Consider the following 25,664-nt stretch of genomic DNA (forward strand, 5'->3'; position numbering starts at 1 on the left):
CTATCCCCTCTTCATCGTTGGAGGAATTTCTTTAGGATCCATGATAATATCAATTACGCTCGTTTGATTGCTTCTAATTGCGTCTTGAATGGCGTGTCTCAGCTCCTCAGCTGTTGTACAACGGTAACCTCGTGCACCAAGAGCCTCACCAAATTTGGCCCCATCTAGCGGCGCCTTGTAAGTAGTCCCCACCGCTCGACCTAAATGTCGTTCCATCCCTTTATCTACCATGTCGATGCATTGATTGTTCGCGATCAGAAAGAGCACAGGAGCGTCGTGGTTGACCGATGTGGAAACCTCAGTCCCATTCATAAACATGCAGCCATCGCCTGTCAAACAAGCGACTGTCCGATGCGGAGCCCCGAATTTGGCCCCAACTGCATAGCCAATGGCACGCCCCATAGTGGCGTATACTTCCTCAAAGTAAAAAGTACCAGGCACCTTAATATCAAAATATTTGATAGCATAAAAAGAATGGCTGCCAGCATCCCCATAAACCAATGTATCCTCAGGTAATTCTTCACGAAGTATCTCCATAACTTGTTTACCACGCAGCAGCTCACCTGATACGGATACGGGGCTATCTTCTATGTCAAAAGTATCGGGCATACGCCTTGGTGCAACTGTAATATCGGCGAATGATAGCAACGCTCGTAGATTACTACGAATGTTTCCGAGTACAGGAGTAGTAGCCACGGATACAGCTTTCCCTATAAAACGGGGCTCGTGATCAAAGTGGATAATATGCTTAGGATAGATCGAAGGAGCAAACCCAGGAATCTCCAGATCACTTAGTTGACTCCCTACCACAATCAATAGATCGACTCCCTCACGGAGATAGGCTTCAGAAAGGTCATTCCCACCGAGGCCGTATGGTCCTAGATGTAAAGGGTGATTAGACAGAAAGACACCTTTGCCCCCTGGTGTTGTCGTTACTGGAAGGGCCCACTTCTGTGCAAAGGCTTCAATTTCTTTGTACGCGTCTAAGGCGTGAAGCGCCCCTCCGATGAATAATAAAGGGCGTTTGGCCTCGGCTAGAAGTGTGGCAACATGATCTAAATTAGAAGCTATGGTTGTCGGATAAGCATCTGGGAGCGTTAATTCAAAGTCATCTATTTGTTCTAATAAGACGTCGGCAGGGATGTTTAGATGAACCGGGCCTTTGACACCAGTGAATGCATGCTCCATAGCGTGCGCTAAGTAACTTCTAAGCATCTCTCCACGTTCTACTCGTGCACTGAATTTCGTTACAGATTCGAACATTTTCACGAGATCCGTGCCGAACATTGTACTGTCTTGACCAAGCACTTTTCCGATGTCTTGGATTGGCGGAGAGCCCGTCAGGAACAACACGGGAACATTGGTATAAAGCGCTTGACCTGCCGCTGTCAGCATGTTTATTCCACCAGGGCCGGCTGTGCTAAGTGCAACACCTAGGGTATTCCGTGCTAGAGCATAGCCTGCTGCCGCAAGGCCAGCCCCTTCTTCATGCTTGCTCAGCACAAACGAGATACCCACATTGTCCATCTCTAACACAAGTGGTGTTACAGGCTTACCAGGTATTCCGAACACATGGGTAACTCCCCATTTTGACAAGTGCTTAACTAGAACACTGCTTACAGATGGCATAAGGTCTTGATCCCCCTAAATGTTTATCAGTACAACTTTTTCATTCTAGAAATAAGATCCAGAAATGATTTTTCGAATTCTTCTCCCGGAAGTGGGGGACTAAAGTAGTAGCCTTGAACMTCATCGCATTTTTGAATTTGCAGGAAGCGAAGCTGTTCTTTCTCTTCTACACCTTCAGCAACGACTTCTAGATTCATACTGTGTGCTATCGCAATTATAATACTTACAATGTTAGTCCCATTGGAACCATTGCCAATATCTCTAACAAAACTTTGGTCTATTTTTAATCGATCGATTGAAAAGTTTTTCAAATAATTTAGAGAACTATAGCCAGTCCCGAAATCGTCCATGCTTATTTGAATGCCTAGGGAATGCAAGTTACGAAGCATGGGGATAGCATGGTTTACGTTCATCGTCATCGTTTCAGTAATTTCAAGGTCCAAGTATTTAGGTTCTAGACCCGTCTCATCCAACACGGTTTTTACCACATCGACAAGAGCATCATCCAGGAATTCCTGTGATGATAAATTTACAGAGACTCGAAATGGAGGGAGGCCCTGATCTTGCCATTTCTTGTTCTGCATGCATGCGGTTCGTAAAACCCACCTGTCGATCTGAGTGATCAAGCCAGTTTCTTCGGCAATTGGGATAAAATCGTTGGGTGGTATTAACCCCTTAGTAGGATGCTGCCAACGGACTAACGCCTCTACACCTTTTATTTCACCGCTTCTAATATCCACTTGAGGCTGATAGTACAATCGGAATTCGTTATTCTCAATAGCTTTCCGCAGTGAACTTTCCAAAGCCATTTTCTCGCGTGTCGATATGTTCATATCAGGCGAATACAAGGCATACATGTTTAAGCCGCGATTCTTTGCACTGTACATGGCCGTATCTGCTGTAATCATTAAGTTCTCAAGGTTATCTCCATCTTTCGGATAGATAGAGATACCCGCACTTGCTGTTAAATGAAATTCGTACCCATTTAAATTGAAGGGCATATTGAAAATATGAAGGATGGCTTTTACCCGATCTAAAACTTGTTCCTCACGTGTTATGTGAGAGAAGACGAACATAAATTCATCTCCACCCATTCTAGCTACAAACTCACCAGGCTCCAGGATATCTTGAATCCGTGAAGCAACCATAATGAGGATTAAGTCACCGCTAGAGTGGCCTAACGTATCATTAATAATCTTGAAGCGGTCTAAATCTAAACAGACGATGGCAACTTGATGGTCTGGAGCTTGCGTCTGTTGAATTAATTGGGTAACTCTCTCCATATAATATCGACGATTGGGGAGCTTGGTTAAATCATCGTGATTAGCCAAATAATTATATCGCTCTTCAGCTCGTACCCGTTCAGTAATACTTCTAAACTGTCCAAAAGCGCCTAGTAACTGCTTTTTCTCATCATATAGCGGATAAGCATCGAATAGGCAAACTAACCGATCTTCTGTAGAACTTTGCTCAAAAGTCATTTGAACGTCTTCAAATGTTTTTCCATTTTGAATAACTTCGTATATATATTCTCCCATGGAGGCTAGTCGTTGAACTTTTGTACCTAACATGTCTTCTTTAGATTTCCCAGTAAATAATTCGGCGTATTGGTTGAAGGTAGTAATTTCTCCATCCCGATTCGTCAGAATAATTCCATTACGGGTATTGTCCATAATAATTTGGTTCAAAATATTTAGTTTTCTATTCTGCTTGCGTAATAGGAGCTCTCTTTCAATTGAGTCTACTGTAGTTGCTAGCATTGTTAGTAGCATGGGATTCTGGAACTCTTTAGCCGTCATGATGACTAAGCTTCCGAGAAGATCATTGACGTCTGTGTAATGGAATGCAACAGCATAGCAAGCGCTTTCGTGCAAGTATTCGTGATAATGATCATCACCAATAAGTTGGATGGGGGACTGGTTATATTTTAAAGCCATATTAACAACATTAGTTCCCATGCTAGTTTCAGTAAACTGCACACCTGAACTAATTCCTAGTTGGTTGATGGTTTTTTTTATCGTTTCATCACCCATCATATGAAGGATGAAACCTGTATCATTGGAAACAGATAGTAGAAGTGGAGTTCCTTTAAGATGATGAAGAATTTTTTCTCCAAAGAAACTTACGACTGATAAAATCTCTTCGTACTCTTCCCTTTTATTCCTCAATTCATCGGGTGATAGAACCTTCTGGGGGAAAGGAATCTCTTTAGGATTCATGCCTATGTGTTCACAAAACAGCTTGGACTCTTGTATAAATGCAGGTTTATTTGCTGTTATCACGATTAAGCCCCCCTATTTACCGAATTACCTCAGTATTGCATAAGTATTTAGTAAGTTTCATAAATATTGTAAACGATCCCTAATGCTTTGTCGATAAATGTCTAACATAGTTTAAAGATAAAATTACATTTATCTATGGAAGGTGAATGATTATATGAAAATTGTAAACGCTTAGATAAATATTTTATATTTTTCGTCAAAATTCAACAAATTACGCGTTAGATTTGATAACATAGTACATACGGAATGAAAGATGATACCTGCATGGGGGCTAGAGCAATGAGTTATAATGCGTATTTATCCGTCCTATTGATTGCTGCAACCTGTTGTTCACTAGTCATTGCCTACCTTTGTTGGAAAAGAAGAGAGCTTCCCATTGCCATCACCTATGGTTTAGGTGTGTTAACAGGCGCATTTTACACCTTCGGCTATGCTTTTGAGGTTGTTAGTACTTCGATAGAGCAAATACAGTTCTGGTTGCGCATCGAATATATCGGAATTCCATTTGGCACCATCCTGTGGTTCGTACTCGTTTTACAGTATACAGGTCGACAAAAATTTGTTAGCAAATGGATTGTTGCACTCCTCATGATTGTACCGATGATCACATTTATTTCCCATAATACGAATGAATGGCATCATTTATTTTATTCAAGTATGAGAATAGATTACTCCGAAGGCTTCCCTCTCGCTATCATGGAAAAAGGACCTCTATACAAGTTGCATGTTGCTTACTCGTATTCATTTTTTGTAGTCGGTATGGGCATGTTGATCCAAATGTTCCGTAGAGCAACACCCCGAATGAAGAAACAAATCGCGTTTATGATTATTGGTTCATGGGGCCCTTTCGGCTTTACATTGATTTATTTAAGCGGTTTCTTCTACCTGCCAATCGATATTTCCCCATTCGGTTTTTTATTCTCAGGGATCTTCTATTTATGGGGAATTTACCAATTCAATATGCTGCGATTAGCGCCCTTGGCCCTGCAGAAGGTGTTCGCCTCCATGCAGGATGCGGTTATGGTGTTTGATTTGGATAACATCCTGACAAGTTTTAACCAGTCAGCTAAGCGTGTTATTGCAGGCATTGATCCGAATTGGATTGGGCAGCCGGCTGGTCAGGTTTTTGCTCAATATCCGGTATTGCTGGGAAGGGTTTTACAGGGTCCCTCTTTGGAAAGCAAAATCCAAATTTCTGGTCCCGCAGATCAGCGTTTTTATAATGTGCACATGTCCTATATTCATGATCATGCACAAAAGCCTGCCGGTAAAATACTCCTGTTAAGCGATGTCACAGAAATGGTGCGCTCAGAAGAGATTCTGCGCGATAACGCGAGGCAGTTAAGTGAACTGAATACCTTTAAGGACAAAATGTTTAACGTCGTTGCACATGATATTCGTGATCCGTTGGCTGTCCTTATTAATTTGGTAGAGATTATGGAAGATGATTTGCACGATGTCGAGGGGGATTATGAAGAGATTGTAAGTGAAATGAGCCAACAGATTCAGAATACGTTTACTCTGGTAGAAAGCTTGCTAGATTGGTTTCGGAGTCAGAGGGGAGGGATGATTTTCAATCCCGTTGAACGAGATTTGGCCTACACCGTACAGACAAACTTGCGTATGATGCAGGTCCGCAGTGCGAGTAAGCAGATAGAGATGATCAATGAGATTCCCATGGATACGTTCGTGTACGCAGATAAAGAAATGCTTGATCTTATTATCCGTAATCTGTTATCAAATGCGATTAAGTTTACGGCAATCGGTGGCACGATCCGGTTGCAGGTCGCTTATCAAGCTGATGCTGTAGTTGTTTCGGTGAGCGATACAGGGGAAGGTATGACCTCTGATCAGGCAAATACGTTGTTGAAAGAGGCCTATCCGGCTTCATCAACGGGAACCGCGGGAGAACGAGGTGTCGGACTTGGGCTTACCCTATGCAAGGAGTTCGTTCACTTAAACGGTGGGGAGATCTGGTTTAAGAGTGTACCGTTGCAAGGGACTACGTTTTATTTCACCGTGCCAACAGGGTCTTATGCGTTAACCAAAGCTAGCAGTTCATAGGGGAGGGTGGGAGAAATGAAAGTCATCCTGATTGACGACGAGAAGGCCATGCATCTCATTATGAAGCGGATGCTCGCCAAAATGCCAGACATCGAAGTTATGGGTTGTTTCTCAGTGGCGAAAGAAGCTTACGATTACTTGACCACTCATGAGGTGGATATGGTATTCGTAGATATTAGTATGCCTCGGGAAAATGGCTTGGAGTTTGCTGAGCGTGTGCGGATGAGTGGGAGAGAAACCAAAATCGTTTTTATTACCTCCCACAAGGAATACGCCTTATCTGCCTTTGATGTATATGCCTTCGACTACATCGTGAAGCCAGTTGTCCTGGAAAGATTGGTTAAAACCGTGGAGCGGGCTCGTGCGGAGATAGTTCCGGGCTTAGATAGGATTGTTACCTCATCGGAAACGCTGATCGATCCACTGACGAATCGGGAGCTGGATATTGCATTAGCCATCGTAGATGGGTTGTCCAATATGGAAATTGCCAAACGGTTCGGACTAACGGAAGGCACGGTCAAAGGACACATCAATCGCTTATATGGCAAGCTAGGCATTAAACGACGCGTACAAACCGTTGCTAGATTGAAAGAGCTGAGACTGTTGACTTAATTGGTCTAATTACATAGAAGTAAAGCGCCCATATGTGACATTTGTATGGGTTTTTCGACATTTATTTTCATAACTATAACTTTAGTTACATCTCATTTATGGGTGTAAAGTCTATAATTGCCAGTAGAAATAGAGTTATGACAAAAATCGATAGGAATGAGGGTTGAACACACACTGTTAGATTAGCGTTAAGTGAATTACAAATAGATTTATAGGAGGAAAAGAACTATGATATTTAAATTAAAAAAAGTTATCATCTCTTCAATTTTAGCAGCATTAGTCATTTTCGGTGCAGTAGCGCCTATGGCATCTGCGGCAGGTGGAGGATCTACGCGTGTGAGTGGGTATCAACCTGATTTTAATTATTATGCTGATTCAAATACAGGTAGTATTCACGTATATAACTTAGACCCAGATACATCAAAAGTTGTTCTATATGATGCTAATGGAGTTGAAGCAGGTTCTGCAGTGAATGCAAATCCCGTAGTCAATAATCAAATAACTACAGGACAAACATTACTGGATGTTGAGTTTAAAAATGTGACACCTGGTCTTTATACAGTCGCTGAATTCGCTGGAGTAGTTAAAAGTGCACCCAGTGAAGAAATTACTTTAGGTCTTAAACACCCAGAATCCACCTTCAGCTGGGATCCCACAGCGCTTGGGACAGTTCACGTTACTAATTTGACACCTGGTGCAGTAGTTTCTTTATTAAAAGCATATCAACTAGGTGAAGTGCTGCTTCAACCAACACAAATAGCAGATATTAATGGTGAAGCAGTATTTACGGGTGTTTCAAACGGGATATGGTATGTTATAAAACAGGAATTCACTGCATTAGACGACAATGCACTTACTTCATATTCAAATTCAGCAAAATACCTAGCTACAAATTACCTTCCTTCGATGGATATCGTAACTAATGCTCAAGGCGATGTAACTGTAAGTAAGGCTATTCCTAATGCAGAATTGAGATTGTATCACGTGTCAATCGATTCTACAAATAATACTACGGTTACATCCGATGTTTATTTATCCACAATCGCTCCAGCTAATGGAATTGTTACATTCCCAGCTGCTGCAACAGTTGTAGCAAGATACAGAGTAGTCGAAATTAACGGTGGATACGACAGATCCAATAGCTTCAGCGTAGAACCTCATGCACCAATTCTTTCCTTATCTTCAACTGGAACAGGTGTAGTTATTACGGGAGCTTTACCAAATGCTAACATTACTATTTACAATAGCTCCATAAATAGGGATTTCGGTGGTACTGCTGATGAAAATGGTACTCTAACCTTTGACCAAGTTCCCGCCGGCAAATATACTGCAGCTCAAGCATCACCATTTAATTCTTGTTCATATGGCGATAATTCAAATGAAATTATCGTACAAAAATGGATGACTCGTCATCTATATACAGGATGGAATACATTATCAGTTCCGTTTGCCTTGAAAACAGCCACATTGCAAGCTATTCTTGGAGATCATATTGCTTATTTGGATAAAGCTTACGCATATGACAATACAACTAGCCAATGGGTAGCACTAACAACGGCGAATCAAGCACAATACTTATCAAAGCCACAAACAGCTTTGTATATTAATCTTCTAGCTTCTACTAATGAAGACGTTTATGCGACCTTCAATGCAACTTCAGATATCACACCACCGTCTGTCTTACCAATTAAAACTGGATGGAATTTAGTAGGACCATCATTTTTGGAAATTGGTGGATCTCCGAGAGATTTCTTAACTGGAAATTCACTTGACATAATTCCAATGCTGATTAGCCCTAACGGTCAAGGATTTGTTTATAATAAAAGCAATAATAATGGCCAAGTCATTAATACATTAGGTTATTGGGTATATGCTAAATCAGCAACAAACTTAATCGGACAAATCTCTACTGGAAATGTTAGTGATCTTAATGATTGGGATCTTAACACATGGGTTTATTACAATAGACCAAGCTAATACAGGGGGGTACATTATGCTGTACCCCTTTTTTTATTTCCATCTATGCCATTTGATAATAATGTTACCTATTTGAAAGGCGGAATTAACTTGAAAAAAAGGACTTTGAAATTTTCAGCAGTCTTCATGATATGTTTAACGTTTTTGTTCTCAGCCACGTCAGTTTTTGCAGATGAGAGTGCTCCACCTAGTTTACCTATGTCTGTGTCCGGTTCAGTTATTTCCACAACTGGTGCGCCTGCTTCCGGTTCCATCGAGGCTATTTTAGATGGTAAGACTGTTGGAACGATTTCGATCAATTCCAATGGAACTTTTGGTGGATCTGGACTAGTACCTCAATTATTAGTTCAAGGATCCTATTCGGAAAACAATGATCACCCTGTTACTTTTAAAGTGAACGGTGGAAGTGCTACTGCTTCAATGGCGATTACCTTCCATGCAGGAACTAACATTACTAATGTGATCATCACTGCAACGATTGCCTCACCTCCTAGCGGTGGTGGTGGAGGAGGAGGCGGAGGGGGCGGAGGATTTATAACTCCACCTACAAAAAGCAACACCGTAACCCCAATCGGTTCAAATGCTGTGCCTGTAGAAGTAGATACCAGCAAAAATGTAGTTAAACCAACTAAAGATGCAAACGGACATGTAACAAACAATGTTACACAAGATGGTCCAGCATTAATGGATGCTTTAAAGAAAGCAGCAGCCCAAGATAACCATGGAGATGCTCCAATCGTATATATCACTTTTGATAACCCATCTGGCGAAGCGGTTGTTTTTAATATTTCGGCATCGGTGTTGGATTCTGCAGCAAAAACCGCACCTAATGCTATCATTTCTTTACAAACCAATGATGGAGAATATTCATTACCGCTTAGCATTATTGATTTTGCAGCACTTGCACAAAGTTTAGGCACAACAAGTGCGAATATTAACATTCAAATCCACATCTCTACAGTTAATAAAGACATCAATGCAAAGATCAAAACAGATGCTCAAGGTATTTCTTCTTCCCAGCAAGGGAGTGCAATTGAATTTTCAATTACAGCAGAAGGAAATGGAAAAACAGTTGAATTGAACAACTTTGGTTCAACTTATGTTAATAGAACTATTGTTTTGACGAATCCTATTGATAAAACACATGCAACGGTAGTCCTTTACGATCCGACAACAGGGCAGTTTTCGTTCGTGCCTGCCTTGTTTGAAAAGCAATCAGACGGCTCTACTAAAGTCACCTTTAAGCGTAATGGAAACAGTATTTATACTGTACTTTCTTCTACTAAATCGTTTGATGATGTAAGCAAGCATTGGGCTAAAGCCGATATCGAGTTGATGGCAAATAAGCTAATCGTTAAAGGTGCTACGGATACTAGTTTTGCTCCGGATAATAATATTACCAGAGCGGAATTTACAGCTTTGTTGGTTCGAGCATTAGGATTAACTTCGGATACAGCTTCAGCAACTTTTACAGATGTTATATCTAGTGATTGGTTTGCTGGCTCCGTAGGTGCAGCAGTAAAAGCTAAGCTAGTCAGTGGCTTTGAAGATAACAGCTTCAAACCGAACGACACGATCACACGTGAACAAATGGCGGTTATGATCGCAAGTGCTATTAGCGCAGCAGGAAAAAAAGTCGCTGATCCCACTACATCTAGCAAATTTTTGGCAAGTTTCGATGATAGAAGCTCCATCAGCAGTTGGGCTCAAGTGGCCGTAGCACAATCTATTGAAGCAAAAATCATTTCCGGAATGACGGATACAACTTTGGTGCCTTCTGCAAACGCAAGTCGAGCTCAAGCTGTTGTTATGTTGAAGCGATTAATGCAATATGTAAATTTTATTAACTAATCAGACATAGCAAAAAAGGTCATCTTTCGCAGATGACCTTTTTTGTCGTTCTATTTTAGCCTTAAGCAGCTTTTTCTACAATAGGTTCTTCGGCTGGGGTAGTCTTTCTAATAAAGAAGGCCAGCACCAGCGCGGCGAGCGTCATCCATGTTGCAATTTCAAAGGAGAAATTGATCCCATATACCGTGGCATGATGCGTAACGTCGGCCATAGCTGCTGCGTCTTTTGGATCGATTTTGCCCGCTACAACAAGGTCTTTCGCGTGGGAAGTTGCTGTGTTCGTCATAATTGTAACCAGAAGTGCTGTCCCCAGCGCACCGGCGACATTCCGCAGTGTCTGGGACATGGCCGAGCCATGCGCGTTCAGACGTCTTGGCAGTTGATTCAAGCCCGCTGTTTGAATGGGCATCATCAGCATGGACATCCCGAACATCCGAAGGGTGTAGATCAGCATGAGATGGGAATACGTAGAATCAACAGTAAGGTGACTGAATTCGTAAGTTGTAATCGTTGTAATCGTCAGTCCGATGACCGCGAGCCAACGTCCTCCGATTTTGTCGAAAATAATACCCGTTACAGGGGACATGATACCCATCAGGATGGCACCAGGCAGAAGCAGAAGTCCAGAATCCAACGGTGAGAATCCACGGATATTTTGCAAGAAGATTGGCAGCAAGACCATTGCAGAAAACATCGCCATCGTAATGATGACATTAATAACAGTAGTTAAGGAAAACATGCTGTATTTGAACACGCGAAGTTCGAGAAGCGGTTTCTCTATTGTAAGCTCACGCCATATGAACAGAAGCAAGGCTACCGCCCCAATAATTAAGCAACTAACAACAGTGGCGCTGCCCCAACCATCGGATCCAGCATCACTAAATCCGTACAACAAACCACCGAAGCCAAGAGTAGAGAAAATAACGCCAAGGATATCGAATTTGGGTGTAGACGTTTTGATCACATTTTTCATGGAAAAAGCGCCGAAAATCAGTGCAAATAAGGATAATGGCAAAATAATATAGAACAGAACACGCCAAGAATGATGCTCAACGACCCAACCGGACAATGTCGGTCCAATTGCAGGTGCACAGATCATGGCAAGACCCATAAGACCCATGGCTTTTCCACGTTCCGCAACAGGGAAAATCGTTAGGAACACGATCGTCATCAGCGGCATGAGAATACCAGCACCAATCGCCTGAACGAGACGCCCAGTCAATAAAAGGCTAAAGCCTGGGGAGAAAGCACAAATGATGGTGCCTAGTGCGAAAAATCCGGATGCCGCTAAGAATAGCTTTCGCGTCGTAAAGCGAGAAATTAGAAAGGCACTGATCGGGACGAGAACACCGTTCGCGAGCATATACCCATTGATCAACCATTGAATGGTGTTTTCATTGACATCTAAATCCTTCATCATGCTCGGCAAAGCAACATTTAGCAAGGTTTGAGCTAATAGGGCAACAAAAGCCGCGATTAGCAGGGAGGCAACAATCGGGCCCCTTCGTAGGGTGTTCGTGACAGCATTACTCATAGGTAGAATCTTCCTCCAGTTGTTGGTGCAGAATGCGCACAATTTTTTGATGAATACGAAGCAAACTGTCGATTTCTTCATCCGACATTTGCAGGAGCGGGGCTAAGCGTTCCACTTGACTTTCTCGCATGCGTTGAAGCAACAACTCGCCCTTGTCTAGCAGCTTAAGGGTGACTGACCGGCGATCAGTGCTTGATTGTTCACGCGATACGAGCTGATCTCTAACCATGCGATCGATAATACCACTTGTCGTGCTTTTGCCCAATTGAATGCATTCAGCCAGCTCCGATAAGGTGATGCCAGGTTTCTCTCCTAGCTTTCGCAAGACAAAGGACTGAATCGGTGTAACATTTAAATGCTGCGAAGCTTTATTCATCACGTGATGAAAGGCCTTTTTGACCTCACGAGCGGATTGAATGATTTCGAGTGTACGCTTTTGTTGCTGATCGTCCATATGGAGTCATTCCTTCGATTAAATTTCGCATGCGAATAATTCGTATACGAACTATTATAGGAGCATTAGTAAAGTGCTGTCAAACTGATAAATTTGGTTGTTTGTCCTAGTTTGTGCAGATAGATGAACACCATTCAGTTCCTCTAGAATGAAAAAAAGCCCATATCAAAGCGCAGGAGCGCTCAGAAACGGGCACTAGAAGTTTAAATATCCAACCTACAACTGACTCCGCCGCACGCCTGCGTAGGCCATAAGAACCCCGAGCGCGAAGCACAGTAAGGCTGCCATTACGTATTTTCCATAACCATTCTCGACAGAGATGTTATTGACAATGACCATCGTAGCGTTAGATAGCAGGAATGAACTCACGATTAAGGCAGGCATTGTCTTCCGAATCATGCCGAAATAGAGCGGAATCAGTGACACGCTCCCACATGCAAAAGCGAAGATCAGTATGCGAATCGCTTCTTTCATAAGCCGATCATGGGTCAGCGTTTCGATAATGTAATGGTTATGTGAATTGAAAAATAGGAGCGAGAGCAACACGAAAACATTGTTGAATAGCACCGTAGCGAAGGTCCAAACTCCGATAATGATCAATTTGGCCAAGAAGATCTGATTACGAGGCACGGGGTAGGTGAAAAGAAGGGTAATCGTCTTATTCCGATACTCATCAATGACCATTCGGGACATCAGTACGGAAGCGAAAATGATGAAGGTAATCCCGGCATAGTTCATGATGCTCTCGAAAGCCCGGTCATAGCTTCTGATTTCATTATTCGGTACGTCGCTGCCTATGACCCAGAGCGCTACCACCAGATTGGTGATCACGGCGCTAAGTATAAGCCCCCGCCACTTCGTTTTCTTCAGTTCCAGCTTAATGAGCTTCCATAGCATCACGGTTCCCTCCTTCGATGACCCCGTGGAAATAGTCTTCGAGCGAGCGGGTCTTTTTGTTCAGCGCCTCGACGCCAATCTCATGCTGCACAAGTAAGCGATTCAGCTCTACAGGTGCAAGGCGGGGATCATAGATGCGTATGGTGCTGCTATCCATAATTTTATAATTAACGATAGCCAGCTTATCTTCCAGGACAAGTACAGCCCGCGGCACATCCGTCACGACAATCTCTGTATACTCGTGATGTCTTCCACGAACTTGTTCCATGGATACCTCTTCGAGTAGCTTGCCATGGTTGATGACGCCGATCGTATCAGCCAATTGCTCAATTTCCTGTAAAATATGGCTAGAAATAAGCAGCGTCATGCCAAATTCCTTGCTCAACATGCGAAATAGATCGCGGATTTCACGAATCCCCGATGGATCCATGGCATTCACAGGCTCATCGAGGATGAGCAGTTCGGGCTTCGTGCAGATGGCCCGGCCAATGCCAAGACGCTGCTTCATACCAAGTGAGAAATCCTTCACGGGCTTATTGCCAATGTCGGACAGCCCAACGAGATCCAGTGTTTCGCGTATCGCATTTTTATCATAGTAGCCCATATATTCGCAGTGCAGCTTCAGATTAGCGCGTGCCGTCAGATGGTCATAGAAGATCGGATACTCAATCATACTGCCCATCCGTTTCATCGTTTCGTATGAATGGGGGGTTAGCGGAGCCCCGAATAGTTCAATTTCCCCGCTGGTTGGCTCGATTAGATTCGTAAGCATCCGCATGACCGTTGTTTTGCCCGCACCATTCGGGCCGAGAAAACCATAGATCTCGCCACGACGAACGCGCATGTTGACACCGGATACAACTTCGGTCTTTTTGTACCTTTTAGTCAATTGCTTCGTTTGAAGAATAAAGCTCATCACATAAGATTCCTTTCAAAAGCGGATTGTGGGAAAACGGACCGTAAATACGGTCTTCACATGGGGAATACTGTCCAGGGAAATACTCCCTTCCATGAGTTCAACTAACCGCTTCGTAATCGTGAGACCTAAGCCGCTGCCCTGATAGGTCTGGTTCCTGGAATCCTCCAGCGTGTAAAGGCGCTCGAAGACATTCAGGCGATCTCGCTCGTCAATGCCCTTACCTTGATCCCACACATCGATATAGACGCTAGTCTCATCTTGTCGCAACGTGATGCCAATCACACCGCCTTCGTTTCCATATCGAATTGCGTTAGAAAGTAGATTTTGCAGCACACGTCCGAGTGCCTCCGTATTCGCATACGCATAAATCGGCTCGTCAGGTATCGCGACATCGACTTCAAGACCTTGTGACTCAATTAATTCGTAGTAGAAAAGGATGCCGTTTCGGCAAGCCTCACTCAAATCGATTTTGGATAAAGGGACAGGTCGATCGCCTGATTCCAGACGTGCCAGATCGAAAAACTGATTCGTCAGATTGAGGATGTCGAGCGTTCTTTCGTGAACTTTGAGGGAGAGTCGCTTCCGCTCCTCCTCGCTGGCAGTGTGGTCATGCACGAGTGTTTCTGTCAGCCCAAGGACCACCGTAAGCGGAGTTTTCAAGTCATGGGACATGTTGGCGACCATTTTTTTGATCGCATTTTCCTTACGCGTATAGTCGGCTTCCACTTTGCGATTTGCATCGAGGAGTCGGTTTATGACAATGAGTAAGTGTTGAAGCTGTGTGGAATCGGTATGGAGATGAACCTTCTCAGAGGATCTCCGGTTGATAATATCGGTTAGCTTCGAATGCAAATAGCGGAGATGACGGGATTGGTCGAATCTGATCTTCCATTGAACGATAGTAAGTAGCGCAAGAAGGATACACAGGCTGGGCCACACAACATTCATATCAGAAATCCCCCATTTTGTAACCAATCCCCCATACGGTCTTGATGTACCGCGGGTGAGCAGGATCGTCCTCAATCTTCTCCCGTAAGCGGGAAATATGGACCTGGATCGCATTCACATCGTCATAATAAGCGTCATTCCATACCGAGCGATAGATTTGTTCCTTGGAGAAGGCGCGTTTGGGATGAGACATCAACAGTTTTAAAATAAGAAGCTCCTTCGCCGTGAGGTTAAGGGGCGCGTCGTTTTTGGTCACGAGATGCTCATCAGGATGAAGCGTCAGCTCATGAATGCGCAAGAGGGCTTGCTCAGCCTGTGCAGAAGGACTGGCATATTGGGAAGCTCGCCGAAGAATCGCTTTTACACGTGCCGACAACTCAATAAGGGAGAATGGCTTCGCCAAGTAGTCATCTGCTCCAAAGCCGAGACCTAATGCTTTCTCGACATCACTATCCTTCGCGGACAAAATGAGAACAGGCACAGTACTTCCGCTTCGTACCCTGCGCAGCACCTCCATGCCGTCGACCCCAGGCAGCATCAGATCCAGCAAAATCAGATCAAAAGCTTCCTCGGCAAAGAGCCGCAGCGCCGCCTCCCCATCAGGGGCATGTCGAACGGTGAGACTCTCTTTGGTTAAATGGCCCAGGACCATTTCAGCAATTGCCGGGTCATCTTCTACAAGCAAAATGTGATTAGGCATGTCATTTCCACCTTTATGTCATATGCTTCCAGTATACTGCTTTGTCCGCTCATAATGAAACGGCCGCAACCTTAAATTGAAACATCACGCTTTGCGAATACATACCAAGCTAGAGCGAGGAATAACAGCTGATAGCAGGCCAACATGATCAATGAAAAAGATAAAGACATGCTGGCCATAAGCGGCCTGCCGTCCACATAACTCAGCAAATTCGTGTTGGCGAAAATCAGAAATTTGGACCATTCAAATTGTTTTAGAACGTAGGCTAATTGCCCGCTGGTTAATAAGAAAAACAAGGATATCCCGATGGCCATGGAACTTGCACGAAATACAGATGAGAACATAAAGGCAAGAGTAACCATGACAATCATTTCGATGCCGCTGTAGCCAATAGCTTTCCAGGAGTAAGCCGCATTGGAGAACGCAGCACCAGCATGAAGCTCGGAAGCACCATCAAATCCGAAAAAGATGCCACCTGTAAGAAAAGTGGTCAATAAAAGCAATAGCATTAGACCCAACCCGAACAATAGCACGGTCGCGAACTTGGAAAGTAAGATCGTGGAACGGCTGAAGGGACGGATCAGCAGTAGTTTGATCGTACCGCCGGAGAATTCGGACGCTACGATGCCCGCGGCAACGATAATCGTAAACAAAGTGACAATATCCATGAGATTTGGAATGGCGGAAAGGCACAAATCTAAGAACTCCCACACATTGTTCACGGCGAGCTCCTCTTGGTTCGCATATTTACAAAGGAAGGCTACCGCGATAACAAGTATCGGAATGAAGGCAATCATCATCCAGGTTCCGATTTTGGTGAAGATCTTAATGCCTTCATTTTGCACGAGTTTGGTGAAATTAAGCATAGCTAGCAACCTCCGTGAGCTCGATATATTTCTCTTCGAGTGTTTGTGTGTTCGTCTGCGTCTGAAAGTCTGCAAGTGCGAAGGTCGTTCGTAAACGCCCTTCGGTAACGACGCCGAAGCGGTCGCACATTTGCTCCATTTCGGCGAGCAGATGAGAGGACACCATGACCGCGATGCCTTCTTCAGCGGCCAGCTTGCGGACGAGCTGGCGCATTTCACGAATGCCTGCGGGATCAAGGCCGTTGGTCGGCTCATCGAGGATGAGCACGGCGGGCTTATGGAGCAGGGCTTGGGCGATGCCTAGTCGCTGGCGCATGCCGAGCGAGTAGGTCTTCACCTTCTCGTGAATGCGGGCTGTGAGCCCGACTAGCTGCACGATCTGGTCGATCCGGCTCTGCGGGAGATTGCCGACCATGCGAGCGAATTGCTTCAGATTTTGCATCCCGGTGAGATGCTTGTAGAGCTCGGGATTCTCGATAATCGCGCCGACATGCCGAATCGCCTCCCGGAAGCTGGTGCGAATGCTGTAGCCGTTAATCGCGACATCGCCGTCGCTCATGCCGATGAGGCCGACTATCATGCGGATGGTTGTCGTTTTGCCAGCGCCATTGGGCCCGAGGAATCCGAATACCTCACCAGGAAAAAGCTCAAAACTGATCTGATCTACGATGTTCTTATGTCGAATCCGCTTCGTCAGATTACGTACTTCGACAACGGGTTGCATGCTCAACTTGTTCATATGCGTTACCTCCAATAAGTTTCATACGCTTATCTTACTAGACACATCATGCAGGACTCTTTCCTAAACCTTACGAAAGTCTTTCGATGTGGAGGGGAGTAGGAGGGGGGACTCTCTGGTGTCCGCTGTCGATTCCGCTAAGGACTTACTGAAGACTCTTCGAAAGCTCCCCCCAACGCAACTTAATGGAAAATATACAGCTAATTCTGCTGAATTTAGCTCGATTCGGCGATTTACTGGAAAACCTACAGCTAATTCGATCACTTATACGCCATTGAGCTGGATATAGAGGAATTAGCTGCATGAAATCCATCTAATCATCCATTCGAGGCTACAGGGGCGAAAATAGATGGAGGTTTTCCAGCTAATCAGTAATTAGCTACTCTTCTCGTATCCCAATCCACGGCCACGCGCTAACCTTCACCTTCGCATCCCAATCCACAAATAGGCTCCTTGTCTTCACAGGTTAGTCCCTAAACGTTCCTCCCCGTGGCAAACCCTGCATGTGCATGCCCCACCGGGTTCATACTAACCAGAAAGCGTTCCTCCTAGCGGTAGCGGACGAATGCGCTGATGAGGAGGTGCCACCATGCGAAATAAAGGCTGGACACTCGGTCTGCTGGGCTTATTTCTTGTTTTTTGCTATGTGATGCTTCAATTTCTCATCTCCACGATGCATATTGGCCAGCTTGTCGGACAGATGGAGCCGCATAGCGAGGCCGAGAAGCCGCCGTTCAAACACATTGTGCTCATCGCCCAAGAGCTGGACAACCCATTCTGGCGAACGGTGGAGAAGGGCGCGAGCGAAGCCGCTGCAAGCCGTGGTATGAAGATTGATTACTTAGGTCCAATTCGTATCAATCCAGCTGAGCAAAAGAGCCTGCTGGAGAAGTCGATAGCAGCTAAGCCGGATGCTCTTCTTATACAAGGGATCAAAGAGCCGCAGTATGATAGGTTGATCAGCCAAGCGATCGATCAAGGCATTCCTGTGATTACGTTAGATGCGGATGAACCAGAAAGCCGAAGATTGACCTATGTGGGCACGGATAATCGAGAAGCGGGTAGACGGATGGGGGAGCTCGTAGCGAGAGCCGCAGTCGGCAAGGGGCGAATCGGCGTCATTATCGGAAGTGAGCAGGCGGAGAATCAGCAGCAGCGTTTGGAAGGATTCCGTGCTGCTATTGCTAGTACGCCTCAATTTGAAATAATAGATATCCGCGCATCGAATATCTCCCGCATTCAGGCAGCGAAACAGGCGGAAGCGATGCTCAAGCAATATCCCGCCATCCAGACGATGGTGGGCTTTAGTGCCTTAGATGCGGCAGGCATCGTGGAAGGGGTGAAAGCAGCGCATAGAGATGGCATGCTTGTGTTCGGCTTCGACGATATCGCAGCGACAAGGCAGGGGATCACAGAAGGAGCCATCAAGGCTTCCATTGTGCAGCAACCGCATGAAATCGGTTCGGTAGCTGTACAGTTACTAGCTTCTCATTTCCTAGGTGGCAAATTACCTCAACAGTATGTCACCGGCACCTACATCCTTGATGCGACGACGCTAACGCCTGCGAGTAGTTCCCCGTGAACATACGTCGCATGTTGTTTATCGTGTTGCCTGCGCTGTTTATTTTGAATAACGCGGTCGCGTATTTCATCTTTCATAGTGGCAGATCCGTACAGGAAAGCTATAATGTTATGCTTGATCGGGTACTGTTATATAAGCAAATTGCCGGGCAAACGCAGGACAATCTCCGCGCCATGAACGGCTACATCGTGGACCGAAGCGAAGACAGCAAGTTGGCCTTCTTGCGTCAGAAGGAGGGGCTGGAGGCCCTGCAGCAGAAATTAGCCTCGCAGATCACGATTCCGGCGACCGACCTCACGTTCCGCAGCTATACCCATATGGTCGACACCTTCATGGCACAAGAAGCCGGTGTGATTCAAGCAGCCAGCAGCCCAGATACGTTAGCGTATATAGCCTTTTATGAAGAAGCAGAGCGGACGGCGGCATTCATACAGGAAGAAGGCTACCAGCTAATTGATTTGGAGTTGAGCTACTATCAGCCGCTCTATCGGCAAGTTTTGGTCCAAACGGAGGGGATGAATCAGTGGGGGGTTGTTATTTTCATCCTGACTACCTTGATCAGTATCGTGCTGGCCTATCGCATTTCACTCGGTATCTCGCGCCCAATCAGACAGCTAGCACACGTGGCGCAGCGAATGTCGAACGGTGATCTACAGGGGCCTATTCCACAATTGCCCGCAGAGCATGAATTTGGCGTGTTAGCGCGAGCTTTTGAACATATGCAAGATAATCTCAAAGCGCTTATTATGAAGGAAACGGAAGGATTGGAAAAGGACAAGCAGTTGAAAGAAATGGAGCTCGAGGTGTTGCAAAATCAAATGAACCCGCACTTTCTTTTCAATTCCTTGAATGTGCTGTCCAAGCTTGCCCTGTTGGAGGGTGCCGAGCAAACGAGTGATTTGACGGTCACGATGTCGAATCTGCTCCGCTATAATTTGCGAAAGCTAGATCGTCCTGTGCGGCTTAGGGATGAGGTGGAGCATGCCAAACAATATTTTACCATTCAGCAAGCTCGGTTCCGCAATCGCATTCAGTTTGTGATGGAGATTGATGAGGGCGGACTGGACGTTCCCGTACCAATGCTTACACTGCAGCCGATACTCGAAAACGTGTTCGTACACGGCATCGAGGGGATGGAAGAAGGAGCTGTCATTCAGCTCACGATTACACAAGGGAGCGGTGAAACGCTAGTCGCGATCTCGGACAATGGGGTGGGGATGAGCGCGGAGATCCGCGATGCGCTGCTTGATGTGGACGGGGAACCTCAGGTTTCCCGCGCTAATGGCCAGTCCACAGGTCTAGGAACACGAAATGTGTTCAAACGATTAGCTTTATTTTATGGGCAAAAGGATCTCGTCCGCATTCAAAGTGATCCAGGCCGAGGGACGAAGGTCCTCTTGCGGCTGCCAGCCGAAGGAAAGGAGGTTGGAGATGTATCGCTTACTGATCGCCGATGATGAAGCGTTAGAGAGAGAAGGCATCGAATGGATCGTGGGTCGGATGATGCCGAATACATTCGAGGTCATTCATGCGGAGAATGGCCGCATTGCGATTCAAAAAGCGGACGAGCACCGCCCCCACATCATCCTAATGGACATCCGAATGCCGGGTATTCAGGGGTTGGAAGCATTAAGAGAAATCAAAGCGGGACATCCTCAGACGAAAATGGTGCTAGTAACCGCCTACGAGCAATTCGAGTATGCCAGAGAGGCCCTTTCCTTAGGGGTCAAGGACTATCTAGTCAAACCTGCCAAACGGGATCAGATTGTTGAGCTCCTGCAGCGCTTAGTTGCGGAAATTGAGCAAGAAGGGCGGAAGCGGGAGGGTGAGCTCGCGATGCGGGATAACTATTTTCAGCTGCTTCCGTTGGCCGAGACTGAAATGGCGCTAGTCATTATGTCCGATCCTGTGAATGAAACCGATGCCGGGTATTTGGCGGATATTTTGGAGATATCCACGGAACAGGGATGTGCACTAGTCCTTGCTCTGCCAGAGCTTGGGCCTATATCCGACAAGGAAGTCGGCACCGCGAAGAAGAAAATCTACGAAACCGTCAAAACTTTCACAAAAGGTTATCTCAAGAATCGCGTCGGATGTGTAGTCAGCTCGATGGTGCATTGGCATATGGCCATCTTTCTCGTGGACCGTGCTCCGTTGACTGCTGAGGTTCTGCGGGAAGAAGCTGCATCCTTAGGCGCGAAGCTCGCGGAGCATCTGCGTCAGGCACGCGGCATTGACGTGAATATCGGCATCGGTTCGATTCGGTATGAGTTGGAGGGAATCCGGACGTCCTACTTTGAAGCCGTATTTGCAGCGACGTATGATAAAAAGTGGGGCAACTTGCGGTCCTTCGAGGAACTGAAAGGGCTCCCTGCGGAAGGGCAGCGAGGCTTGGTCGAACCGCGTACCGCCGACAATGCATCAGAGCGCACCTACGTGGAGTTAGCCATTCGGCGAATCCGTGAGGAGCGTGAACAGCAGACATGGACGGTGCTAGATCGCGCGCTGACTTACATTCATGAGAAGCTTCAGGAGGACATTTCACTCGAGGATGTTGCGGAGCTTGTCCACTTGAATCCCCATTATTTTAGCAAAGTGTTCAAACAGCAAACTGGCGAAACTTTCATCGATTATGTGACACGGCTGCGCATTGAGAGGGCGAAGGAGCTTATTAGCGAGGGTCATCTTAGCCTGAAGGAAGTTTGCTATTTGGTCGGATATAAGGATCCGAATTATTTCAGCCGCGTGTTCAAAAAGGTGACAGGTGTCACCCCGACGGAGTACCGTACGGGGCTATAAGGAAAAATAGTCCATGCTAGGGCAAGGACTATTTTGCTATTTCCGGACAAGATTGTGCTAGCCCGAGGCCGGGGAGAGTAGTCAGTCTGAGATGGATTATTTATATGCTGGTATATCACAAATTAGTGCAGGGAATGGTTCCCCAGCTGTCAGAAAACCCATGCTATAATGAGTCTCGCTTCACACAAAATGTAAGATTAAAGACTCGCATGAAGGTGCGGTAGACGTCAGAAAGGACCATCATTATGAGTGCACAAATAGACAATTCAAATCAACAAGTTAGCATAAAATTCGTCACGCTTGTCTCCATCGTTGCTGCGCTCGGCGGGCTTTTGTTTGGCTTCGATACGGCTGTTATATCAGGAGCGGTCGGTTTCATGAAAGAACGCTTTACGCTTAGTGAAGTGGAGGTAGGCTGGGCAGTTTCCAGCTTAATTATTGGGTGCATCGTGGGTGCAGCAGCATCTGGTGTCCTGAGTGATCGTTTCGGTCGGAAAAAGGTGCTCATTGCAGCGGCGCTGCTATTCATTATTGGCTCCATTGGATCTGCGATCCCGGATACATTCACGGGGTATATTATTGCGCGTATCATTGGCGGACTCGGCATTGGGATCACCTCAACGCTTTGCCCGCTGTATAACGCGGAGATCGCACCTGCAAAATATCGCGGCCGACTGGTCGCATTGAACCAATTTGCTACGGTAACAGGGATTTTCCTCGTTTATTTCATCAATACCAGCATTGCGAATCATTCCGATGAGGCTTGGAATATTGCGTCGGGTTGGCGTTGGATGTTTGGTTTTGGGGCATTCCCTGGCTTAGTGTTCTTAGCGCTGCTATTCTTCGTACCCGAAAGCCCAAGATGGTTGATCAAGCAAGGAAGAGCTGCCGAGTCACTTCCGATCCTGCTGCGCATTCATGGGGAAGAACTGGCCAAAAAAGAAGTGATGGAGATCAAGGAATCTTTTAAACAAGAAAATGGTTCCATTCGCCAACTGTTCAGCCCAGCGCTGCGGCTTGCGTTAATCGTCGGTGTGGGCTTGGCCATTCTCCAGCAAGTGACGGGCATCAATGCCGTTATGTACTACGCGCCTGAGATTTTCAAACAAACGGGTACAGGGACGAATGCTGCGCTGACGCAGACAATTCTAGTCGGATTAATCAACTTTCTCTTCACGATCCTTGCGATATGGCTCATCGATAAAGTGGGCCGGAAGGTGCTGCTGCTGGTCGGTTCGGCTTCCATGACGATCTGCTTGGCGGTGATTGGTATTGCGTTCCACACGGGTCACACATCAGGTAATCTTGTACTCGTCTTTATCCTACTTTATGTAGCTTCCTTTGCGGTGTCCTTAGGGCCTGTTGTATGGGTGATCATGTCCGAAATTTTCCCGAATCGTATTCGCGGCAAAGCAACAGCTATCGCTTCGATGGCGCTGTGGATCGCAGATTATGTGGTCTCGCAGACGTTCCCTCCACTGCTTAGCTCTGCTGGTCCTGCGATAACCTTCTGGATCTTTGGCATCCTTTCCTTGGTGACGTTCGTCTTCACCATGCGCGTTGTGCCTGAAACGAAGGGCAGATCTCTGGAAGAAATCGAGTCCCTTTGGTCCGCGAAAAAAGCTTAAAAGCATGATCAGAAAGGCCGGGGCCCTAAACTCGGCTTTTTTGCTATGTATGCGAAGGAACCTCCCCCACACTCGTCGCTATTTCTTGATTTAAACCCGTATCTACAGGTAAGATGAAGCTAGGACAATTGGATGTACTTGCTAATCGGACAAAATAGAGGAGGCATCGTATGATAGCTGATCTTCAACCCGCTCAAGGTGGATATGTGGCACGTTATGAGCGTCATTGGCAGCATGATGTGAAGGAAGTCTGGTCATGGTTGACGGAAAATGACAAGCTCACGCAGTGGTTTCCCGAATTAGAGGTAGGTGAACTCCGTGAAGGCGGCATGATAAAGTTCAATATGCCTGACGGGACGGTTATTCCTATGGACATTCTGGGGTTTAGCCAAGACCAGGTGTTGGCTTTTACATGGGATAAGGATCGTGTTCGTTTCGAGCTTCATGCAGAGTCAGACGATGGATGTCATCTCGTGTTCAGTGAGTACTTACATCAAATAACGGAACACACGCCAAGAGATTTGGCTGGGTGGCACGTGTGTTTAGATGTGATTGAGGCGTTACTAGAGGGTAGAACGATTGCCGCACGTAAGGATATGTGGAATGGCTGGTATGTGAAATATAAGCAGCTGACAGACGCAGTTCTGACGAATCAGGCGTAATGCATACATAGATATGGGGATAACGGAGGCGAAATCATGAAGGCATTATTTATTGGCGGCACGGGGACCATCAGCTCGGCGATTACGAAACAACTGCTAGCCACAGGTTGTGAGCTATATTTGTTGAACCGAGGCACGCGCAATGCGGACTTGCCAGAAGGTGCGCATATCCTGCAGGCGGACATTAACGACGAGGAGCGTGTGGCGAAGCTGATCGCGGACTTATCGTTCGATGTGGTCGCGGATTTTATCGCGTTCGAGCCGTCCCAGTTGGAGCGGGATTACCGACTTTTCCAAGGCAAAACAAAGCAATTCATCTTCATCAGCTCGGCTTCCGCGTATCAGACACCTTTATCCGATTATCGGATCACGGAAGGAACGCCATTATCCAACCCCTTATGGGCATACTCCAGAAATAAAATCGCCTGTGAAGAGTATTTAGTTAAACAATACCGGGAGCAAGGCTTCCCGATCACAATTATTCGGCCGAGCCATACGTATGATGAGCGCTCCATCCCTCTTGGTGTACATGGTACGAAGGGGAGCTGGCAGGTAGCCAAGCGCATGCTGGACAATAAGCCCGTGATCATTCACGGTGACGGAACGTCTTTGTGGACGATGACGCACAACAGCGATTTTGCCAAAGGCTTCATCGGTCTCATGGGCAATCTCCATGCAATTGGGGAATCTGTCCATATCACATCGGATGAGTCATTGACGTGGAATCAGATCTATGAAGCCATCGCTGATGCGCTCGGCGTGAAACTTCACGCGGTGCATGTGGCGTCTGAGTTCCTGGATGCTTGCAGCGCTCAGGACTATCGTGGAGGCTTGCTTGGCGATAAGGCGAACTCCGTTGTTTTCGACAACACGAAGTTGAAGCGGCTCGTGCCTGAATTCGTGGCTACAACGCGATTTGATCAAGGTATGAAGCGGACGATCGCGAATATCTTGGCTAATCCTGAGCTGCAGCGGGAAGATCCGGAATTCGATGCATGGTGCGACAAGGTAATTGGAGCGTTAGAGTCGGCGAAGAAAGCGATTCTCGGGTAAAAGAAGAGGCACCCTGAGGGTGCCTTTTTATATGTTATGGGGTTTGGGTCAGCGATGCTTACCCAATATGTGCGCCTAGGAAATCACACTTCACGTGATTTCCCGCCCACCGTTCGCTGCATCTGCCCACCGCTCCCACCCGACTAAATGGAAAACATACAGTTAAATCTTGCGAATTCTTCCGAAATCAACGATTAGATGGAAAAAATGTAGTTAAATCATCCGTTTTCATCAATTTCCTCTCGAATTCTTGAAATTAGATGGAGAATTTCCAGTTATTTTACTGAAAGACGAATAAGAGTTGAAATTAGCTGTATAAATTCAGGCTGTCGAGTAAAGCGCTTTCATGAAACTTTCAATACCCTCCAATTTGCTTTCCACGCATATTTACATGCAATAAAAAAGATCCCCCTTTTGTTTGCGCACTTCGCAAGCTGTCGGGCGATCTTTTTTATGTTTTGTGCTACT

19 protein-coding genes and 1 pseudogene are annotated in these 25,664 nt (G+C 45.9%); 10 read left to right on the plus strand and 10 right to left on the minus strand.

Annotated elements, in window-relative coordinates; translation table 11 throughout:
• Together AB4114_RS20655 and AB4114_RS20660 are read right to left on the minus strand one after the other, a co-directional pair.
• Complete coding sequence (locus AB4114_RS20655) at positions 1–1,629, minus strand: thiamine pyrophosphate-binding protein (protein ID WP_441990133.1); 1,629 nt, start codon at positions 1,627–1,629, stop codon at positions 1–3.
• 26 nt (positions 1,630–1,655) lie between these two features.
• Positions 1,656–3,911: an EAL domain-containing protein gene (locus AB4114_RS20660; RefSeq protein ID WP_441990134.1), complete on the minus strand. Its 2,256-nt coding sequence runs from the start codon at positions 3,909–3,911 to the stop codon at positions 1,656–1,658.
• Between the two features lie 279 nt (positions 3,912–4,190).
• Between AB4114_RS20660 and AB4114_RS20665 the strand changes: the two genes are divergently transcribed.
• The 4 genes from AB4114_RS20665 (at position 4,191) to AB4114_RS20680 (ending at position 10,415) form a co-directional block, all read left to right on the plus strand.
• Complete coding sequence (locus AB4114_RS20665; protein WP_441990135.1) at positions 4,191–5,975, plus strand: histidine kinase N-terminal 7TM domain-containing protein; 1,785 nt, start codon at positions 4,191–4,193, stop codon at positions 5,973–5,975.
• A 15-nt stretch (positions 5,976–5,990) separates the two neighbouring features.
• Positions 5,991–6,587, plus strand: coding sequence for a response regulator (locus AB4114_RS20670; RefSeq protein ID WP_441990136.1), 597 nt, complete (start codon positions 5,991–5,993; stop codon positions 6,585–6,587).
• A 228-nt stretch (positions 6,588–6,815) separates the two neighbouring features.
• On the plus strand, positions 6,816–8,564 hold the full coding sequence (locus tag AB4114_RS20675) for a carboxypeptidase-like regulatory domain-containing protein (protein ID WP_441990137.1): 1,749 nt from the start codon (positions 6,816–6,818) through the stop codon (positions 8,562–8,564).
• A 90-nt stretch (positions 8,565–8,654) separates the two neighbouring features.
• Positions 8,655–10,415, plus strand: a complete 1,761-nt coding sequence (locus AB4114_RS20680) for an S-layer homology domain-containing protein (protein WP_441990138.1) — start codon at positions 8,655–8,657, stop codon at positions 10,413–10,415.
• A 61-nt stretch (positions 10,416–10,476) separates the two neighbouring features.
• On the opposite strand, the gene AB4114_RS20685 is transcribed toward AB4114_RS20680, so the two are convergent.
• The 8 genes and pseudogenes from AB4114_RS20685 to AB4114_RS20720 form a co-directional block, all read right to left on the minus strand.
• On the minus strand, positions 10,477–11,949 hold the full coding sequence (locus AB4114_RS20685) for a DHA2 family efflux MFS transporter permease subunit (protein WP_441990139.1): 1,473 nt from the start codon (positions 11,947–11,949) through the stop codon (positions 10,477–10,479).
• Positions 11,942–12,403: a MarR family winged helix-turn-helix transcriptional regulator gene (locus tag AB4114_RS20690; RefSeq protein ID WP_441990140.1), complete on the minus strand. Its 462-nt coding sequence runs from the start codon at positions 12,401–12,403 to the stop codon at positions 11,942–11,944. The genes AB4114_RS20685 and AB4114_RS20690 overlap by 8 nt, the downstream gene beginning before the upstream one ends.
• Positions 12,404–12,619: 216 nt before the next feature.
• Positions 12,620–13,300, minus strand: a complete 681-nt coding sequence (locus AB4114_RS20695) for an ABC transporter permease (protein WP_441990141.1) — start codon at positions 13,298–13,300, stop codon at positions 12,620–12,622.
• On the minus strand, positions 13,281–14,216 hold the full coding sequence (locus AB4114_RS20700) for an ABC transporter ATP-binding protein (RefSeq protein WP_441990142.1): 936 nt from the start codon (positions 14,214–14,216) through the stop codon (positions 13,281–13,283). Before AB4114_RS20700 ends, AB4114_RS20695 begins: the two co-directional genes overlap by 20 nt.
• Positions 14,217–14,231: 15 nt before the next feature.
• Positions 14,232–15,167 (minus strand): sensor histidine kinase, encoded by a 936-nt coding sequence (locus tag AB4114_RS20705; RefSeq protein ID WP_441990143.1) that lies wholly within the window; start codon positions 15,165–15,167, stop codon positions 14,232–14,234.
• Between the two features lies 1 nt (position 15,168).
• Positions 15,169–15,867, minus strand: coding sequence for a response regulator transcription factor (locus AB4114_RS20710; RefSeq protein ID WP_441990144.1), 699 nt, complete (start codon positions 15,865–15,867; stop codon positions 15,169–15,171).
• 71 nt (positions 15,868–15,938) lie between these two features.
• On the minus strand, positions 15,939–16,733 hold the full coding sequence (locus AB4114_RS20715; RefSeq protein WP_441990145.1) for an ABC transporter permease: 795 nt from the start codon (positions 16,731–16,733) through the stop codon (positions 15,939–15,941).
• A gap of 91 nt (positions 16,734–16,824) precedes the next feature.
• Positions 16,825–17,457: pseudogene (locus AB4114_RS20720) on the minus strand (ABC transporter ATP-binding protein); the annotation flags it as partial.
• A gap of 604 nt (positions 17,458–18,061) precedes the next feature.
• Between AB4114_RS20720 and AB4114_RS20725 the strand changes: the two are divergent.
• From AB4114_RS20725 to AB4114_RS20750, 6 genes are all read left to right on the plus strand, one after another.
• Positions 18,062–19,054 carry a substrate-binding domain-containing protein gene (locus AB4114_RS20725; RefSeq protein ID WP_441990146.1) on the plus strand — a complete coding sequence of 331 codons (993 nt, stop codon included), beginning with the start codon at positions 18,062–18,064 and terminating at the stop codon, positions 19,052–19,054.
• A complete protein-coding gene (locus AB4114_RS20730; protein ID WP_441990147.1) occupies positions 19,051–20,511 on the plus strand; it encodes a sensor histidine kinase in 1,461 nt (486 codons plus the stop codon). The genes AB4114_RS20725 and AB4114_RS20730 overlap by 4 nt, the downstream gene beginning before the upstream one ends.
• Complete coding sequence (locus AB4114_RS20735; protein WP_441990148.1) at positions 20,486–21,853, plus strand: response regulator transcription factor; 1,368 nt, start codon at positions 20,486–20,488, stop codon at positions 21,851–21,853. Before AB4114_RS20730 ends, AB4114_RS20735 begins: the two co-directional genes overlap by 26 nt.
• Before the next feature lie 245 nt (positions 21,854–22,098).
• Positions 22,099–23,481, plus strand: coding sequence for a sugar porter family MFS transporter (locus AB4114_RS20740; protein ID WP_441990149.1), 1,383 nt, complete (start codon positions 22,099–22,101; stop codon positions 23,479–23,481).
• A 170-nt stretch (positions 23,482–23,651) separates the two neighbouring features.
• A complete protein-coding gene (locus tag AB4114_RS20745) occupies positions 23,652–24,143 on the plus strand; it encodes an SRPBCC family protein (RefSeq protein ID WP_441990150.1) in 492 nt (163 codons plus the stop codon).
• Between the two features lie 36 nt (positions 24,144–24,179).
• On the plus strand, positions 24,180–25,196 hold the full coding sequence (locus AB4114_RS20750) for an SDR family oxidoreductase (protein WP_441990151.1): 1,017 nt from the start codon (positions 24,180–24,182) through the stop codon (positions 25,194–25,196).
• Positions 25,197–25,664 lie beyond the last annotated feature (468 nt).

Source organism: Paenibacillus sp. 2RAB27 (assembly GCF_052115445.1).
Taxonomy (GTDB): domain Bacteria; phylum Bacillota; class Bacilli; order Paenibacillales; family NBRC-103111; genus Paenibacillus_E.

Bases quoted from the DNA above. Each gene is read 5' to 3' on its own strand.
- AB4114_RS20655 (WP_441990133.1), bottom strand. From the start codon at position 1,629: ATGCCATCTGTAAGCAGTGTTCTAGTTAAGCACTTGTCAAAATGGGGA.
- AB4114_RS20665 (WP_441990135.1), top strand. From the start codon at position 4,191: ATGAGTTATAATGCGTATTTATCCGTCCTATTGATTGCTGCAACCTGT.
- AB4114_RS20670 (WP_441990136.1), top strand. From the start codon at position 5,991: ATGAAAGTCATCCTGATTGACGACGAGAAGGCCATGCATCTCATTATG.
- AB4114_RS20675 (WP_441990137.1), top strand. From the start codon at position 6,816: ATGATATTTAAATTAAAAAAAGTTATCATCTCTTCAATTTTAGCAGCA.
- AB4114_RS20685 (WP_441990139.1), bottom strand. From the start codon at position 11,949: ATGAGTAATGCTGTCACGAACACCCTACGAAGGGGCCCGATTGTTGCC.
- AB4114_RS20690 (WP_441990140.1), bottom strand. From the start codon at position 12,403: ATGGACGATCAGCAACAAAAGCGTACACTCGAAATCATTCAATCCGCT.
- AB4114_RS20695 (WP_441990141.1), bottom strand. From the start codon at position 13,300: ATGCTATGGAAGCTCATTAAGCTGGAACTGAAGAAAACGAAGTGGCGG.
- AB4114_RS20700 (WP_441990142.1), bottom strand. From the start codon at position 14,216: ATGAGCTTTATTCTTCAAACGAAGCAATTGACTAAAAGGTACAAAAAG.
- AB4114_RS20705 (WP_441990143.1), bottom strand. From the start codon at position 15,167: ATGAATGTTGTGTGGCCCAGCCTGTGTATCCTTCTTGCGCTACTTACT.
- AB4114_RS20710 (WP_441990144.1), bottom strand. From the start codon at position 15,867: ATGCCTAATCACATTTTGCTTGTAGAAGATGACCCGGCAATTGCTGAA.
- AB4114_RS20715 (WP_441990145.1), bottom strand. From the start codon at position 16,733: ATGCTTAATTTCACCAAACTCGTGCAAAATGAAGGCATTAAGATCTTC.
- AB4114_RS20725 (WP_441990146.1), top strand. From the start codon at position 18,062: ATGCGAAATAAAGGCTGGACACTCGGTCTGCTGGGCTTATTTCTTGTT.
- AB4114_RS20735 (WP_441990148.1), top strand. From the start codon at position 20,486: ATGTATCGCTTACTGATCGCCGATGATGAAGCGTTAGAGAGAGAAGGC.
- AB4114_RS20740 (WP_441990149.1), top strand. From the start codon at position 22,099: ATGAGTGCACAAATAGACAATTCAAATCAACAAGTTAGCATAAAATTC.
- AB4114_RS20745 (WP_441990150.1), top strand. From the start codon at position 23,652: ATGATAGCTGATCTTCAACCCGCTCAAGGTGGATATGTGGCACGTTAT.
- AB4114_RS20750 (WP_441990151.1), top strand. From the start codon at position 24,180: ATGAAGGCATTATTTATTGGCGGCACGGGGACCATCAGCTCGGCGATT.